General features: G+C 69.4%; 9 protein-coding genes. 3 read left to right on the top strand and 6 right to left on the bottom strand.

The genetic code is table 11. The annotated features are described in order from the left end of the window. The first annotated feature begins 199 nt into the window (after positions 1–199). The 3 genes from ACFZBD_RS26945 (at position 200) to ACFZBD_RS26935 (ending at position 4279) form a co-directional block, all read left to right on the top strand. Positions 200–1348, top strand: coding sequence for an ADP-ribosylglycohydrolase family protein (locus ACFZBD_RS26945; protein ID WP_391144409.1), 1149 nt, complete (start codon positions 200–202; stop codon positions 1346–1348). Positions 1349–1364: 16 nt separating this feature from the next. Then, positions 1365–2042, top strand: coding sequence for a toxin glutamine deamidase domain-containing protein (locus ACFZBD_RS26940; protein WP_391144184.1), 678 nt, complete (start codon positions 1365–1367; stop codon positions 2040–2042). 281 nt (positions 2043–2323) lie between these two features. Further along, entirely contained in the window at positions 2324–4279 is a 1956-nt protein-coding gene (locus ACFZBD_RS26935) for a PIG-L family deacetylase (RefSeq protein WP_391144180.1), read from the top strand. 137 nt (positions 4280–4416) lie between these two features. Here ACFZBD_RS26935 and ACFZBD_RS26930 read toward each other — a convergent pair whose 3' ends face one another. From ACFZBD_RS26930 to ACFZBD_RS26905, 6 genes are all read right to left on the bottom strand, one after another. Further along, entirely contained in the window at positions 4417–7092 is a 2676-nt protein-coding gene (locus tag ACFZBD_RS26930) for an N-acetylmuramoyl-L-alanine amidase (RefSeq protein WP_391144177.1), read from the bottom strand. Positions 7093–7266: 174 nt separating this feature from the next. Beyond that, a complete protein-coding gene (gene tuf, locus ACFZBD_RS26925; RefSeq protein ID WP_147980746.1) occupies positions 7267–8460 on the bottom strand; it encodes an elongation factor Tu in 1194 nt (397 codons plus the stop codon). Between the two features lie 152 nt (positions 8461–8612). Then, positions 8613–10742 (bottom strand): elongation factor G, encoded by a 2130-nt coding sequence (fusA, locus tag ACFZBD_RS26920; protein ID WP_391144175.1) that lies wholly within the window; start codon positions 10740–10742, stop codon positions 8613–8615. 39 nt (positions 10743–10781) lie between these two features. Beyond that, positions 10782–11252, bottom strand: a complete 471-nt coding sequence (rpsG, locus tag ACFZBD_RS26915) for a 30S ribosomal protein S7 (RefSeq protein WP_007445917.1) — start codon at positions 11250–11252, stop codon at positions 10782–10784. Between the two features lie 2 nt (positions 11253–11254). Continuing rightward, complete coding sequence (gene rpsL / locus ACFZBD_RS26910) at positions 11255–11626, bottom strand: 30S ribosomal protein S12 (protein ID WP_003948652.1); 372 nt, start codon at positions 11624–11626, stop codon at positions 11255–11257. 671 nt (positions 11627–12297) lie between these two features. After that, complete coding sequence (locus ACFZBD_RS26905; protein ID WP_391144173.1) at positions 12298–16197, bottom strand: DNA-directed RNA polymerase subunit beta'; 3900 nt, start codon at positions 16195–16197, stop codon at positions 12298–12300. Positions 16198–16251: the final 54 nt, after the last annotated feature.

The following is a 16251-nucleotide window of genomic DNA, read 5'->3' as shown; positions in this document are numbered from 1 at the left end:
CGCCGCGAACTGGATCGCGCGGAAGGACGGCGGTTCCGACGCGTTCAACGAGGGCGACGTGTGGGGTGGCCGCCTCTACGACGCCAAGGCACGCGGGCTCGCGCCGTCCCAAGCGTTGGCCGAGATGATCCGCGACTCGCCCTTCGTCAAGTCCAGCCATGTCGTAGCCGGCTCCCTCGCCGAGGCTCCTGATTCCCACGTGCTCCGGGCGCGGGCCGGACACCGCCCGAAGGGGGCCGCGACGCGGCCGGCGAGCGGGGTGCTGTTCGGTCTCGCCCTCGGGGATGCCATGGGCTACCCGACGGAGTTCCTCACCATGGAGCAGATCGGGGCCAGGTTCGGTCCCTGGCACACCATGGAGCTGCCCCTTTCCCGGGGCGGCGGGGTGCGGGTTTCCGACGACACCCAGATGATGCTGGCCGTGGGCGAAGCGCTGGCGGAGGCCACCGGCAGTCCGGACAGCGCCGCACAGGGGCGCGCGGCACGGGGGGCCGAGGGAGAGCGGGACGTCCGAGGCGGACGCAGGCCGCAAGGAGCCGCGCAACAGGGAGGTGCCTCGCTCACGCCCGCCGCTGCGGAAACGGCCCTACGGAAACACTTCGTGCGCTGGCTGCGCGACCCGGACAACAACCGGGCTCCGGGCCGGACCTGCCTGGACGCCTGCGCGGCTCTGGAACGCGATGTGCCCTGGCAGGCCGCGAGCATCGTCACCTCCAAGGGGTGCGGCGCGAACATGCGCGTGGCCCCCGTCGCCCTCGTGCCCGGTCTGACGGCCGAGCAGCGCTCGGGCCTCGCCCAGCTGCAGGCCGCCCTGACGCACGGCCACCCGACGGCGCTCGCGGCGAGCGACCTGACGGCCCACGCCGTGTGGCTCCTCGTCAACGCCTGCCCCCTGCCGCATCTCCTCGATGAACTTCGCGCCTATGCGCGGGCCTCGCGGCGGACCTACCACGCCGACTGGCTGGGCGACCTCGCCCAGCGGGCGGGCGCGCCGGACCCCGAGACCTACATCGCCTTCGGGTGGGACGAATGTCTGCGCGCTCTCGACCGCGTGAGCGAGGCGCTGCGCGAGCCGGACGTGGACCAGGATCCCAGCACGGTGGTCGGCGCGGGCTGGGTCGCCGAAGAAGCGCTCGCCACAGCCCTGTACTGCTTCCTGGTCGTCGGCGGCGACGCACGCCACGCACTGCGCCGCGCTGCCCACTCGTCCGGAGACTCCGACTCGATCGCGGCCCTGGCGGGCGCCTTCGCCGGGGCGGTGCACGGCATCAAGTACTGGCCGCCGGAGTGGCGCGAGGTGATCGAGTACGGGGACCGTCTCAGTGCCCTGGGCACGGCCTGGGACTGACCACCGCGTGCCGACCATGCAGACACAGAACCCGGTGCAGCAGGCGACCGCCTGGCTGAGCGCGGTCTACGGCGGGCTCGTCGAGCTCGCCGTGCCGCGGCCGGTGTACGAGACGGACACGGCATGGCTGCTGTCCTGTCGGGCCCTCCCGCAGCCGGGGTACCCGCCGTCGCCGATGCTCGCGGCCTCGCTCGTCGTGCCCAAGGACGGCAGTTCGCCGTTCCACCCCGCCTCCAGCGCCCCGCCGGCGGACCTGGAACCGGCTCCCCCGCACGAGACCGCCGCCCGGGTCTGTCGCCAGGCGCGTCGCATCAACGCCCGCGGCTGTGTGGCGGCGCTGCACTCAGCGCTCGGCGGCCACCGCGCCGTCGCCCTGCCGTGGCGCCCCGCCCACGAGGCCCCCGGCTGGTGGGACCGGCTGCACCGCCGGTACTTCCCCGGCTTCTCGCACGTGCCGGTGGACGACTGGAACGACGTGATCAAGGCCCTTCACGTACCGGGTCCGGATACCCGTGGGCTCGTCTGGGTACGCCGTGAAGCCGGTGGTCAGGAGGCGACCGGGAACCTCCTCTACGCCCATAACAACAAGGGCCAGGTCACCTTCCTGGACGGTGTCACGCGTTCCCTGGCCGTGCTGGACACCTCCGACGTCCGTCGGCTGGTCCTGCTCCGGGCGCTCCCCGCGCAGCCCTGACGGCGGGCGGCCCCAGTCCGGCCAGCCCCGCAGCCCCCACCCCGACGCCCCGCGCCCCCTCCCCCGCAACCCCTCGCCCATGTGACCTATCCCCGCACAACCTTTCGGGCGCTGTCGCCGTCTTCGTTAACGCTCGATGACCGGTACACAGCGCGGGGGAAGCACCACCAGTGGACGACATATCCGTGTCCGGGGCCGCCCGGCCCCGGCGGCGCAGGGTGCTCGCGGGGGCCGTCGCGGCCGCTGCTCTCGGGGGGAGCGCGGTTCTCGGCGGGTGTTCCGTGCCCGCGTCACGGCGGGCCGTGCCCGCCGCCGATCCCGCGCCCGGGATGCCGATCGCCCGCTCCGGGCGCGCGCAGCTGATGCAGTTCGCCGCGCACCCGGACGACGACCTCTACTTCATGAACCCGGACACCCAGCGCATGCTCGACGCCGGTGTCCCCCTCGTCTCCGTCTACGTCACCGCCGGCGAGCACACCGGCGTGAACCGCGTCGCGGGGATGCCCGCGGCCTCGCCCGACAAGGCCGCCTACTCCTCCGCCCGGCACCAGGGCCTGCGCCAGGCGTACGCCGAGGCCATCGGGCTCGACCGGTTCGCGACCTGGCGCCGGGACGTCGTCACCCTGCGCGGCGGCCGGCAGGCCGAGATCGACACCCTCGCCCACAACGGACGCCGGGTCGAGCTGATCTTCCTCAACCTGCCCATGCACACCCCGCGCCGGTACATGGCCCTGCCCGCCCTCTGGCGCGACCGGGCCCTCGAACTCCCCACCCACGTCTCCGCCGGCTCCCCCGTCCGCCGTTCGCAGACCTACGACCACGGCCGGCTGGTCGACGTCCTCGTGGGCCTCCTGGAGCGGTACCGGCCGACCGTCGTGCAGACCCTCGACCCCGACCCGGACATCCAGCTCAGCGATGAGGCCACCCGCAAGCGGGACAGCGAGCAGCCCGGCTACTCCGACCACGGCGACCACACCGCCGTCGCCTGCTTCTCCTGGGCGGCGCTCGTCCGCTGGGTCGCCGACTCCGCCCGGGACGGCGCGCCGATACCGGCGTTCGCCGCCACGGCGTTCCGCGGCTACTACAACCGCCACTGGCCCAAGAACCTCCCCCCGCAGGTCCTCCGCGAGAAGGCCGGTCACCTCGTCCCGTACGGCGGCGACCCCTCCTGGGAGTGCGGCAACCCGTCCGGCTGCGGCGACTACGGCGTCGGCGGCGACCGCCCCCTCACCAACAAGAAGGGGTGGGTGCGCGCCACCCACCACCGCTGGCCCGGGCGCGGCCCGGCCGTCCACGCCCAGCCGGACGGGCGGCTCGTCGCCCACGGCGTGCTCGGCCTGCGCGCCGTGCGCTGGCGCGAGACGGAGCGGGGCTCGGGGCTCTGGGGCGAGCCCGAGGACCTCGGGGGCGGGCCGCTCGCGCCCGAGCTGGGCTCGGCGGTGCTGCCCGACGGCCGGGTCCTCCTCGTCGGGATCCGGTTCGCCGCCCTCGGCGGCCACGGCGGCCCGAACCGGCGCGAGGTCGTGCTCCTGGAGCAGCGCTCCCCCGGCGGCCCGTTCCGCGCCTGGCGGGGCCTGGGCAATCCGGAGCGCGGCGACGACCGGGGGCGCCGGATCGGCGTGCCGGTGGCCGTCACCGCCCCCGACGGCCGGGTCCATCTCTTCGTACGCGACGCGGGCAAGGGCGTCTCGACGCGGGTACGGGCCGCCGACGGCACCTGGAGCCGCTGGCGGCCCCTCGCCGGGGACGCCGAGGTGCAGGACGGGCTGACCGCCCTCGTCGACGGGGCCGGCCGGGTCCACGTCCTCGCGGCGGGCCGGGAGAGCGTGGCGCACTGGATCGACGGGGTTCCGGCCGGGCCGCTCGCCGGCGCGGGCGACCCGGTCGCCGCCGTCCCCGCCCCCCGGGGCACCGACGGCGGCGCCGACGGCGTCGTGGTGTACCGCCGTGCGCCCGCCTCCCCGGAGCTGCTGTCGAGCACCGGCGCCGACCTCTCCTTCGACGGGTACGGCGGGGTGACCGCCGCCGGCGACGGCCGGTCGCCCGTCCTCCTCGGCAAGGACCTGCGCGGCCGGATCCAGCTGCGCGGGGCCGGCCGGCTGCACACCCGTACGCAGGGAACGGCCGCCGTGGGCGGCACCGCCCTGCTGCTCGGCCCCGACGGGCCCACCGCCGTCGGCCTGGGCGCCGACGCCCGGCCCTGGCTGTGGCGGCCGGAGCGCGGCGCACGGAGCTGAATCCGGCCCGCCGCACACAGAGCCGTACGCAGAGCCGCACACAGAGCCGCACGCTGCGCCGCATGCAGCGCAGCGCATAAAGACGCGGGCCCGCCTCCCCGGAGGGAGACGGGCCCGCGTCCGTGCGTGCGCTCAGATCACTTGGTGAAGTACCCCGTGATGTCGGCGATCAGGTCGACCGAGCCCGCGCGGTTGTAGAAGCTGACCTTGCCGTTGACGACCGGGACGACCACCAGGTTGGGGATCGTCTGGCCGGCGGTGAAGTTCAGATTCGACGCGCTGGTACGAGCCGTTCCGTCCGGGTAGACCGAGACGAAGCTGGCCGAGGTCGGGTTGGTCGCCGTGACGTTCAGGACGACGGCGGTGACCTTGTCACCGGCCGGCACGCCCTGCACGCCCGCGACCGGCAGGGTCACCACGCCGCCGGCCGCGACCGGGGCCTTGGCGACACCGAGGCCGGAGCGGGTGTCCATCAGCCGCTTCGGGCCCAGGTTGATGTGGGACGCGCCCTCACCGCCCGAGGTGAAGTAGCCCGTGATGTCGGCGATCAGGTCCACCGAGCCCGAGCGGTTGTAGAAGCTGACCTTGCCGTCGACGACCGGGACGACCACCAGGTTCGGGATCGTCTGGCCGGCGGTGAAGTTCAGGTTCGACGCGCTCGTCCGGGCCGTGCCGCTGGGGTAGACCGAGACGAAGCTCGCCGAGGTCGGGGCGGTCGCCGTCACGTTCAGGACGACGGCGGTGACGTCCTCCTCCGGAACTCCCTGGACGCCCGCGACCGGCAGCGTCACGACGCTGTCCGGGCCGACCTTGGCCTTCGGAACGCCCAGACCGGCGCGCGTGTCCATGAGCCGCAGCGGGCCGTGGTTGACGTGCGTGGAGCCCGTGGTCTCGGTCGTGTAATAGCCGGTGACGTCGGCGATCAGGTCGACGGTGCCGGCGTGGTTGTAGAAGCTGACCTTGCCGTTCACGACCGGGACGACGACCAGGTTGGGGATCGTCTTGCCGGCGGTGAAGTTCAGGTTCGAGGCGCTCGTCCGGGGCGTGCCGTTCGGGTAGACCGAGACGAAGCTCGTCGCCGTCGGGGCGGTGGCCGTCACGTTCAGCACGACCGCGCCGACGTGGGTGGCCGGAATGCCGTTGGCGCCGGTGACCTGGAGGGTCACCACGCCGGCCGGGCCGACCTTGGCCCTCGGCACGCCGAGACCGGCGCGGGTGTCCATCAGCCGGGTCGGGGTGACGGGCTTGAACGTCTTGGGACCGGGGACGGTCACGGTGACGGCCGGGCTGGTGGTCGTCTTGCCGGAGGTGTGCGTGGCCCGGATGGCGACCTGGTGGTTGCCGTAGCCCGTCACCGTGGTCGCGGCGCTGCGGATGTGGCCCCAGGACCAGCCGGCGACCTGACCGTCGACGAGGACCTCGAACTTGTGGATGAGGCCGTTGACGGTGGACGTGGACCAGTTGACCGTCAGTGGGCCGGGCGTCTCGTAGCCGCCGCCGGCGGGTGTCGCTCCGCCGCCCAGGGAGTCGACCTTCAGGTTGGCGACGGTGCCGGTGGCGTGGCTGCGGATGGTCGGCAGCTGCGGGTAGAGCATGATGCCCGGGCACTGGGTGTTGAAGCCGTTGCGGTGGCCGGAGGTAGCGGCGAAGGAGTAGACCTTGCCGGCCTCGAACTTGTCACCGAAGTAGTTGGTCTGCGTCGCGCCGGCGGTGAGCTGGGCGGTGCCGCCCGGGTTCACGCCGTACTGCCCCAGCTTGTACGCGATGACCCGGGACGCCGAGATCAGCGCGGGGTTCGAGGCGGCCTGGCTGGTGTAGTCGCCGATGACCGCCACGCTGGTGGACTCGGAGTTCCAGCCGTACGTGTGCGCTCCCTGCACGGGCTGGTCGATGCCGCCCTCGCGGCCCTCGAAGATGGTCCCGCACTTGTCGACGAGGAAGTTGTAGCCGATGTCGCGCCACTTCTCGCCGGTCGTCACGTGGTAGCGGAGGATGCTTCGGACGATGGCCGGCGACTCCGAGCAGTCGTAGGCCTCGCTCGTCGTGTGGTGCACGAAGGCGGCCTTGATCTTCCCGCCGGGCAGGTAGATCGGGGGCTCGGGCGTGGGCACCTCGTCGTCCGCGCGCCACTCGGCGCGGGTGACGATCTTCGGCTGCGGAGCGGTCGACGCCGGACCGGGCGTGGTCGGCGGGGTGTCGGCGACGAAGGCGGCGGGCTCGGCGTCGAGCGTGCCGTTCTCCTTCGCCTCACCGCCCGCGCCGCCGGGGTCCACCATGTTGAGCTGCAGGCCGCCCGGGAGCGTACCGGCGGCCGCGCCGTCGCTCACCCGGACCTCGGCGCCGTCCGATGCGCCCACCCAGATCGGCTCGGTGGCGGCACCCGCACCGGGCCGCTTGCCGTCCATGCCGACCGGCAGCGGCTCCAGCTCGATCCAGTCGGACCACTCGCCGGTCTCGATACTGCGGGCGCGCGCCTCTATCGTGCCCTTGATCTTCTCGTCGGAGTCCGCCCAGGAGACGCCGAGGAGGCCGAACGGCTCGGTGGTCCGCTGGGTCAGGACGGCCTCGCCCTTGCCCTTGTCGGTGAGCGCGAGCTTGTGCAGCTCGCCCCGGCCCGACACGCCGTTCCCCGCCTCGGTGCTGTACACACCGGGCTTGTCCCCCGCCCCGGCCTTGTCCTCCGTACCGAAGACGGCGCCGTTCGCCGCGGCCTGGATACCGAGGACCGCGAGGACGCCGACGGCGGTCCCCAGCGCGGTGCGGCGCACCAGCGCCGCCTTCGTCGTCCGTCTCGCTCGACGTCCGGAACTCAAGATGTCTCCCCACCCCTGATGGACATGACACACACAACAGTTCGCATGCTAACCGGCCACTCCAGCCACATCTGTCACCGGGGCGACACAAGAAGGCCCCCGCCCCACCGCGAACGGTGGATCGGGGGCCTCCTGTTGAGGCTCCGTCAGGAGTGGCTCAGGTCAGATCGACAATTACTTGTTGATCTTGACGACCTGGCCGGCGCCCACGGTCCGGCCACCCTCACGGATGGCGAACTTGAGGCCCTCCTCCATGGCGACGGGCTGGATCAGCTCGACGGTCATGGAGGTGTTGTCGCCCGGCATGACCATCTCGGTGCCCTCGGGGAGGGTCACGACGCCGGTCACGTCCGTGGTACGGAAGTAGAACTGCGGGCGGTAGTTGTTGAAGAACGGGGTGTGACGGCCACCCTCGTCCTTCGACAGGATGTAGGCCTGGGCCTCGAAGCTCGTGTGCGGCGTGACCGAACCGGGCTTGATGATGACCTGGCCGCGCTCGACGTCCTCGCGCTTGATGCCACGGAGGAGCAGACCGACGTTCTCACCGGCCTGGCCCTCGTCGAGCAGCTTGCGGAACATCTCGATGCCGGTGACCGTGGTGGTGACCTTCTCGGTCTTGATACCGACGATGTCGACGGTCTCGTTGACCTTGAGGACACCACGCTCGATACGACCGGTGACGACGGTGCCACGACCGGTGATCGTGAAGACGTCCTCGATCGGCATCAGGAACGGCTTGTCGACGTCACGCTCGGGCTGCGGGATCGCCTCGTCGACGGCGGCCATCAGGTTCAGGACCGACTGGCCCCACTCCTTGTCGCCCTCGAGCGCCTTGAGCGCCGAGACCTTGACGACCGGCAGGTCGTCGCCCGGGAACTCGTACTCGGAGAGGAGCTCACGGACCTCGAGCTCGACGAGCTCCAGGATCTCCTCGTCGTCCACCATGTCGGCCTTGTTCAGGGCGACGACGATGTAGGGAACGCCGACCTGGCGGGCCAGGAGCACGTGCTCCTTGGTCTGCGGCATCGGGCCGTCGGTGGCGGCGACCACGAGGATGGCGCCGTCCATCTGCGCCGCACCCGTGATCATGTTCTTGATGTAGTCCGCGTGACCGGGGCAGTCGACGTGGGCGTAGTGACGCGACTCGGTCTGGTACTCGACGTGCGCGATGGAGATGGTGATACCGCGCTGGCGCTCCTCAGGAGCCTTGTCGATCTGGTCGAAGGCCGAGGCCTCGTTCAGGTCCGGGTACGCGTCGTGCAGCACCTTGGTAATGGCGGCCGTGAGGGTCGTCTTACCGTGGTCGATGTGACCGATGGTGCCGATGTTGACGTGCGGCTTAGTCCGCTCGAACTTCGCCTTCGCCACTGGGTCCTCCTGTGGAGTGGTTCTGTACGCCTTGCTTCATCGGCGCCAGGTGATCTTTGCTGGGATGCCAGGCGCCGGGGCCCGATCCCTCGGGTTTCGGGGGAATGAGCCCCAGCGACTGGTGTCAAGCCTAAAGCGTGAACTTGGGAGAGTTACTCGCCCTTGGCCTTCGCGATGATCTCCTCGGCGACGTTCCGCGGAACCTCGGCGTAGGAGTCGAACTGCATCGAGTAGCTTGCGCGACCCGAGGTCTTGCTGCGGAGGTCGCCGACGTAGCCGAACATCTCCGAAAGGGGCACGAGGCCCTTCACGACGCGAGCGCCGCTGCGCTCCTCCATGGCCTGAATCTGGCCACGGCGGGAGTTGATGTCACCGATGACCTCGCCCATGTAGTCCTCGGGCGTGGTGACCTCGACGGACATCATCGGCTCGAGGATGACCGGCGAAGCCTTGCGCGCGGCCTCCTTGAAGGCCTGCGAGCCGGCGATCTTGAACGCGAGTTCGGAGGAGTCGACCTCGTGGTAGCCACCGTCGAGAAGAATGACGCGAACGCCGGTCATCTCGTAGCCGGCCAGGATGCCGAACTGCATGGCCTCCTGCGCACCGGCGTCGACCGAAGGGATGTACTCCTTCGGGATGCGGCCACCGGTGACCTTGTTCACGAACTCGTACGAGGTGTCGCCACCCTCGATGGGCTCGATCGCGATCTGCACCTTGGCGAACTGACCGGTACCACCGGTCTGCTTCTTGTGGGTGTAGTCCATGCGCTCGACGGCCTTGCGGATCGTCTCACGGTACGCGACCTGCGGCTTACCGACGTTCGCCTCGACCTTGAACTCGCGACGCATGCGGTCGACGAGGATGTCGAGGTGAAGCTCGCCCATACCACCGATGATGGTCTGGCCGGTCTCCTCGTCCGAGTGAACCTGGAAGGAGGGGTCCTCCTCCGCGAGACGCTGGATGGCTACACCCAGCTTCTCCTGGTCACCCTTGGACTTGGGCTCGATGGCGACCTGGATGACCGGCGCCGGGAAGTCCATGGACTCCAGGACGACCGGGTTCTTGTCGTCGCACAGCGTCTCACCGGTGGTGGTCTGCTTCAGGCCCATGACGGCGACGATGTCGCCGGCGCCCACCGAGTCGATCTCCTCACGCTTGTTCGCGTGCATGCGGTAGATCTTGCCGATGCGCTCCTTCTTGCCCTTGACGGAGTTCAGCACCGCGGTGCCGGCCTCCAGGCGACCGGAGTAGATCCGGACGAAGGTGAGCTTGCCGAGGTGCGGGTCGCTCGCGATCTTGAACGCGAGGGCCGACAGCGGCTCGTCGTCGGACGGCTTGCGCTTGATGACCTGCTCCGGGTCCTTGACGTCGTGGCCCTCGATGGCCTCGACGTCCAGGGGGGAGGGGAGGTAGCGCACGACCGCGTCGAGCAGGGGCTGGACGCCCTTGTTCTTGAACGCGGTGCCACAGAAGACGGGGGTGATGGTCTTCTCGCCGCCACCCTTGCCGGAGGCGATGGTGATACGACGGATCGCGGCGTACAGCTGCTCCTCGGTGGGCTCCTGGCCCTCGAGGAAGAGCTCCATGATCTCTTCGTCGTTCTCCGCGACGGTCTCGACCAGCTTGCCGCGCCACTCTTCAGCGGCCTCGGTGTGCGAGGCGGGGATGTCGACGACGTCGTACATCTCGCCCTTGGTCGCTTCCGCGGACCAGACCAGGGCCTTCATGCGGACGAGGTCCACGACACCCTGGAAGTCCATCTCGGCACCGATGGGCAGCTGCATGACGATCGGAACGGCGCCGAGGCGGTCCACGATCATGTCGACGCAGCGGTGGAACTCGGCACCCGTACGGTCGAGCTTGTTGACGAAGCAGATACGCGGGACGCCGTAGCGGTCCGCCTGACGCCAGACAGTCTCGGACTGGGGCTCGACACCGGCGACGCCGTCGAACACCGTCACCGCACCGTCGAGCACGCGGAGCGAACGCTCCACCTCGACGGTGAAGTCGACGTGGCCCGGGGTGTCGATGATGTTGATGGTGTGGTCAACGTCTTCCAGCGGCCAGTGGCAGGTCGTCGCGGCAGACGTGATCGTGATGCCGCGCTCCTGCTCCTGCTCCATCCAGTCCATCGTGGCAGCGCCGTCGTGGACTTCACCGATCTTGTAAGACACACCGGTGTAGAACAGGATCCGCTCGGTGGTGGTCGTCTTGCCCGCGTCGATGTGGGCCATGATCCCGATGTTGCGGACCTTGGCCAGGTCAAGCGAAGTGGTAGCCATAAGGCTTCAGTCTTCTCTCGGTCTCGATGTGGGGTCGAACTACCAGCGGTAGTGCGCGAAGGCCTTGTTGGACTCGGCCATCTTGTGCGTGTCCTCACGCTTCTTGACCGCAGCACCGAGGCCGTTGGAGGCGTCGAGGAGCTCGTTCATGAGGCGCTCGGTCATGGTCTTCTCGCGGCGGGCGCGGGAGTAACCCACGAGCCAGCGCAGCGCGAGGGTGGAGGCGCGACCGGGCTTGACCTCGATCGGCACCTGGTAGGTGGCGCCACCGACACGGCGGGACTTGACCTCGAGGGACGGCTTCACGTTCTCGAGGGCGCGCTTCAGCGTGATGACCGGGTCGTTGCCGGTCTTCTCGCGGAGGCCTTCCATGGCGCCGTAGACGATGCGCTCGGCGGTGGAACGCTTGCCGTCCAGCAGGATCTTGTTGATCAGCGAGGTGACAAGAGGAGAGCTGTAGACCGGGTCGATGATGACCGGGCGCTTCGGGGCGGGGCCCTTACGAGGCATTCTTACTTCTCCTTCTTGGCGCCGTAGCGGCTGCGAGCCTGCTTACGGTTCTTGACGCCCTGCGTGTCGAGGGAACCGCGGATGATCTTGTAACGAACACCCGGCAGGTCCTTCACACGGCCACCACGCACGAGCACGATGGAGTGCTCCTGCAGGTTGTGACCCTCACCCGGGATGTAGGCCGTGACCTCGATGCCGGAGGTCAGACGCACACGCGCGACCTTACGGAGGGCCGAGTTCGGCTTCTTCGGGGTGGTCGTGAACACACGCGTGCAGACGCCACGACGCTGAGGGGAACCCTCGAGTGCGGGCGTCTTGTTCTTCTCGACCTTGTCCTGCCGGCCCTTCCGGACCAGCTGCTGGATCGTAGGCACTACTTCTCCGGTTTCTGTGTGCCGTCGTAAAACTAACCTGGAACATCGCCGACCCACGCGGTCGGGTGTGTCGAATACTGCGGACCTCCGCCGAGGGCGGGAAGGCGCAGATTGCGGTGGCTGTTGACGGACTCGCCATGCGGTTGAGGACACGCACACGAGCCCAGGCACACCCCAGGCACAAGGTCTGAGCGTACCTACCGTACGGACTCCGGTCAAAACAAATGCCCGCGCGCACCGGCTCCCGGCCGGCGCGGCGGAGCGTGGAGCCGCGAACGGGCGTGGTGGGGGCGGGAGTCGGGGGGAACGGCGGGGCGGGGACCGAGAGGCCGGGTGACGCCGCTCACGTGAGCGGGCCGGGCCCTCCCGCCGCCGCGCTCGCCGCCCTCCCGCGCCCCACGGCCCCTTCCGGCCCCAGGGGACGCCTGGTGGCCCCCGCCGTGGTGAGCCGCCTCACCGCCCCCCGGCACCGTCCTGGCAGGCCACCGCCCCCGCGCGCCAGCCCTCCCCCAGGCGGCCGTCCAGACCCGGCTCGACGCCCTGGAGCGCGCCCGCCGGCCCCCCGCGGGCAGCGCCGCGCCCACCACGAGCGCGGACCCGCCGCGCACGCCGAAGGGCGGCCACCCCGTACGCAACGGGGTGGCCGCCCTTCAGTGCTTCAAGCGACTCGCTTACTGGTTGTACGGACCGTAGTCGTAGTCCTCCAGCGGAACGGCCTGGCCGGAGCCGGTGCCGAACGGCGAGTAGTCGATGTCGTCGTAGCCGACGGCCGAGTACATCGCGGCCTTGGCCTCCTCGGTCGGCTCGACCCGGATGTTGCGGTAGCGGGACAGGCCCGTACCGGCCGGGATGAGCTTACCGATGATGACGTTCTCCTTGAGGCCGATCAGGGAGTCCGACTTGGCGTTGATCGCCGCGTCGGTCAGAACCCTGGTCGTCTCCTGGAAGGACGCCGCCGACAGCCACGACTCGGTGGCGAGCGAGGCCTTGGTGATACCCATCAGCTGCGGACGGCCGGAAGCGGGGTGACCGCCCTCGGTGACCACACGACGGTTCTCGGTCTCGAACTTCGAGCGCTCGACGAGCTCGCCCGGCAGCAGCTCCGCGTCGCCGGACTCGATGATCGTCACACGGCGCAGCATCTGCCGGATGATGATCTCGATGTGCTTGTCGTGGATCGACACGCCCTGCGAGTTGTAGACCTTCTGGACCTCGCCGACCAGGTGGACCTGGACCGCGCGCTGACCGAGGATCCGCAGCACGTCGTGCGGGTTGGTGGCACCCACGGTGAGCTTCTGGCCCACCTCGACGTGGTCGCCCTCGCCCACCAGCAGACGGGCACGCTTCGAGATCGGGAACGCCGTCTCGTCGCTGCCGTCGTCCGGGGTGACGACGATCTTCTTGGTCTTCTCGGTCTCCTCGATGCGGACGCGGCCGGCCGCCTCCGAGATCGGGGCGACACCCTTGGGCTGACGGGCCTCGAAGAGCTCGACGACACGCGGCAGACCCTGCGTGATGTCGTCACCGGCCACACCACCGGTGTGGAAGGTACGCATCGTCAGCTGGGTACCGGGCTCACCGATGGACTGGGCGGCGATGATGCCGACGGCCTCACCGATGTCGACCAGCTTGCCGGTGGCCAGCGAGCGGCCGTAGCAGAAGGCACAGGTACCGACGGCGGACTCACAGGTCAGGACCGAGCGGGTCTTGACCTCCTCCACGCCGGCGCCCACGAGGGCGTCGATGAGCACGTCACCCAGGTCGACGTTGGCCGGCGCGATGACCTTGCCGTCCACGACGACGTCCTCGGCGAGCATCCGCGCGTACACGGAGGTCTCGACGTCGCCCGTCTTCCGCAGGATGCCGTCGGCACCCTTCTCGGCGATCTTCAGCTTCAGACCGCGCTCGGTGCCGCAGTCCTCCTCGCGGATGATCACGTCCTGCGAGACGTCCACCAGACGACGGGTCAGGTAACCCGAGTCGGCGGTACGCAGGGCGGTGTCGGCCAGACCCTTACGGGCACCGTGCGTCGAGATGAAGTACTCGAGGACGGTGAGACCCTCACGGAAGGACGCCTTGATGGGACGCGGGATGGTCTCGTTCTTGGCGTTCGACACCAGACCACGCATACCGGCGATCTGCCGCATCTGCATCATGTTTCCTCGGGCACCCGAGTCAACCATCATGAAGATGGGGTTCGTCTTGGGGAAGTTCGCGTTCATCGCCTCGGCGACCTCGTTGGTCGCCTTGGTCCAGATGTTGATGAGCTCCTGAGTGCGCTCTTCCTTGGTGATGAGACCGCGCTCGTACTGCTTCTGGACCTTCTCGTCCTGCTCTTCCCAGCCCTTGACGATCGCCTTCTTGGCCTCCGGCACGACGACGTCGGAGATGGCCACGGTGACGCCGGAACGGGTCGCCCAGTAGAAGCCCGCCGCCTTCAGGTTGTCGAGCGTCGCCGCCACGATGACCTTGGGGTAGCGCTCGGCGAGGTCGTTGACGATCTCGGAGAGCTGCTTCTTGCCGACGGAGTAGTCGACGAAGGGGTAGTCCTCGGGCAGCAGCTCGTTGAAGAGCGCACGGCCCAGGGTCGTCCGCAGACGGAACGAGTCACCCTGCTGCCACTGCGGCTCGCCCTCCTCGGCGACCGGGGGAACCCAGCCGCGCGGGGGAACGGTGCCGATGGGGAAGCGGATGTCGATGGGCGACTGGAGCGCGAGCTCACCGTTGTCGAACGCCATCGTCGCCTCGGCCGTGGAGCCGAACGCGCGGCCCTCGCCCTTGGTGTCCCGCAGCTCACCGTCGGTGGTCAGGAAGAACAGACCGAGGACCATGTCCTGGGTCGGCATCGTGACCGGACGGCCGTCGGCCGGCTTCAGGATGTTGTTCGAGGACAGCATCAGGATGCGGGCCTCGGCCTGCGCCTCCGCGGAGAGCGGCAGGTGCACGGCCATCTGGTCACCGTCGAAGTCCGCGTTGAACGCGGTGCAGACGAGCGGGTGGATCTGGATGGCCTTGCCCTCGACCAGCTGGGGCTCGAAGGCCTGGATGCCGAGGCGGTGCAGCGTGGGCGCACGGTTCAGCAGGACCGGGTGCTCGGCGATGACCTCTTCAAGGACGTCGTACACCACCGTGCGGCCGCGCTCGACCATCCGCTTGGCGCTCTTGATGTTCTGCGCGTGGTTCAGGTCGACCAGGCGCTTCATCACGAACGGCTTGAAGAGCTCCAGCGCCATGGCCTTCGGCAGACCGCACTGGTGCAGCTTCAGCTGCGGACCGACGACGATGACGGAACGCGCGGAGTAGTCCACACGCTTGCCGAGCAGGTTCTGACGGAATCGACCCTGCTTGCCCTTCAGCATGTCGCTGAGGGACTTCAGCGGACGGTTGCCGGGGCCCGTGACCGGGCGACCGCGACGGCCGTTGTCGAAGAGGGCGTCGACCGCCTCCTGGAGCATCCGCTTCTCGTTGTTCACGATGATCTCGGGGGCACCGAGGTCGAGCAGACGCTTCAGACGGTTGTTGCGGTTGATCACGCGGCGGTACAGGTCGTTCAGGTCGGAAGTCGCGAAGCGGCCACCGTCCAGCTGCACCATCGGACGCAGGTCCGGCGGGATCACCGGCACGCAGTCGAGAACCATGCCCTTGGGGCTGTTCGCGGTCTGCAGGAACGCGGAGACGACCTTGAGGCGCTTGAGCGCACGGGTCTTCTTCTGGCCCTTGCCGGTACGGATGATCTCGCGGAGGCGCTCGGCCTCCTCGTCCAGGTCGAAGGACTCCAGGCGCTTCTGCAGCGCCGCGGCACCCATCGAACCGTCGAAGTACGTGCCGAAGCGGTCACGCAGCTCGCGGTAGAGGAGCTCGTCGCCCTCCAGGTCCTGGACCTTGAGGTTCTTGAAGCGGTTCCAGACCTCGTCGAGACGGTCGATCTCGCGCTGCGCACGGTCGCGCAGCTGCTTCATCTCACGCTCGGCACCCTCGCGCACCTTGCGGCGCACGTCGGCCTTGGCGCCCTCGGCCTCGAGCTCGGCCAGGTCGGTCTCGAGCTTCTTGGCGCGGGCCTCCAGGTCGGAGTCGCGACGGTTCTCGATCTGCTGACGCTCGACGGAGACGTGCGCCTCCAGCGACGGGAGGTCGCGGGTGCGACGCTCGTCGTCGACGAACGTGATCATGTACGCGGCGAAGTAGATGACCTTCTCGAGGTCCTTCGGCGCGAGGTCGAGCAGGTAGCCGAGGCGCGACGGGACGCCCTTGAAGTACCAGATGTGGGTAACGGGAGCGGCGAGCTCGATGTGGCCCATCCGCTCGCGGCGCACCTTCGCGCGGGTGACCTCGACGCCACACCGCTCACAGATGATGCCCTTGAAGCGGACACGCTTGTACTTGCCGCAGTAGCACTCCCAGTCCCGGGTCGGACCGAAGATCTTCTCGCAGAAGAGTCCGTCCTTCTCGGGCTTGAGCGTGCGGTAGTTGATGGTCTCCGGCTTCTTGACCTCGCCGTGGCTCCACTGACGGATGTCGTCAGCGGTGGCCAGACCGATCCGGAGCTCGTCGAAGAAGTTGACGTCGAGCACTATGCGTCAATCCCTCTCAGGGTTGTAAGTCTTGGGGTCTGAAACGGGGGTCCT

It is taken from the genome of Streptomyces sp. NPDC008121, from assembly GCF_042957155.1.
Taxonomy (GTDB): domain Bacteria; phylum Actinomycetota; class Actinomycetes; order Streptomycetales; family Streptomycetaceae; genus Streptomyces.
This window is presented reverse-complemented; position numbering and strand designations above follow the sequence as displayed.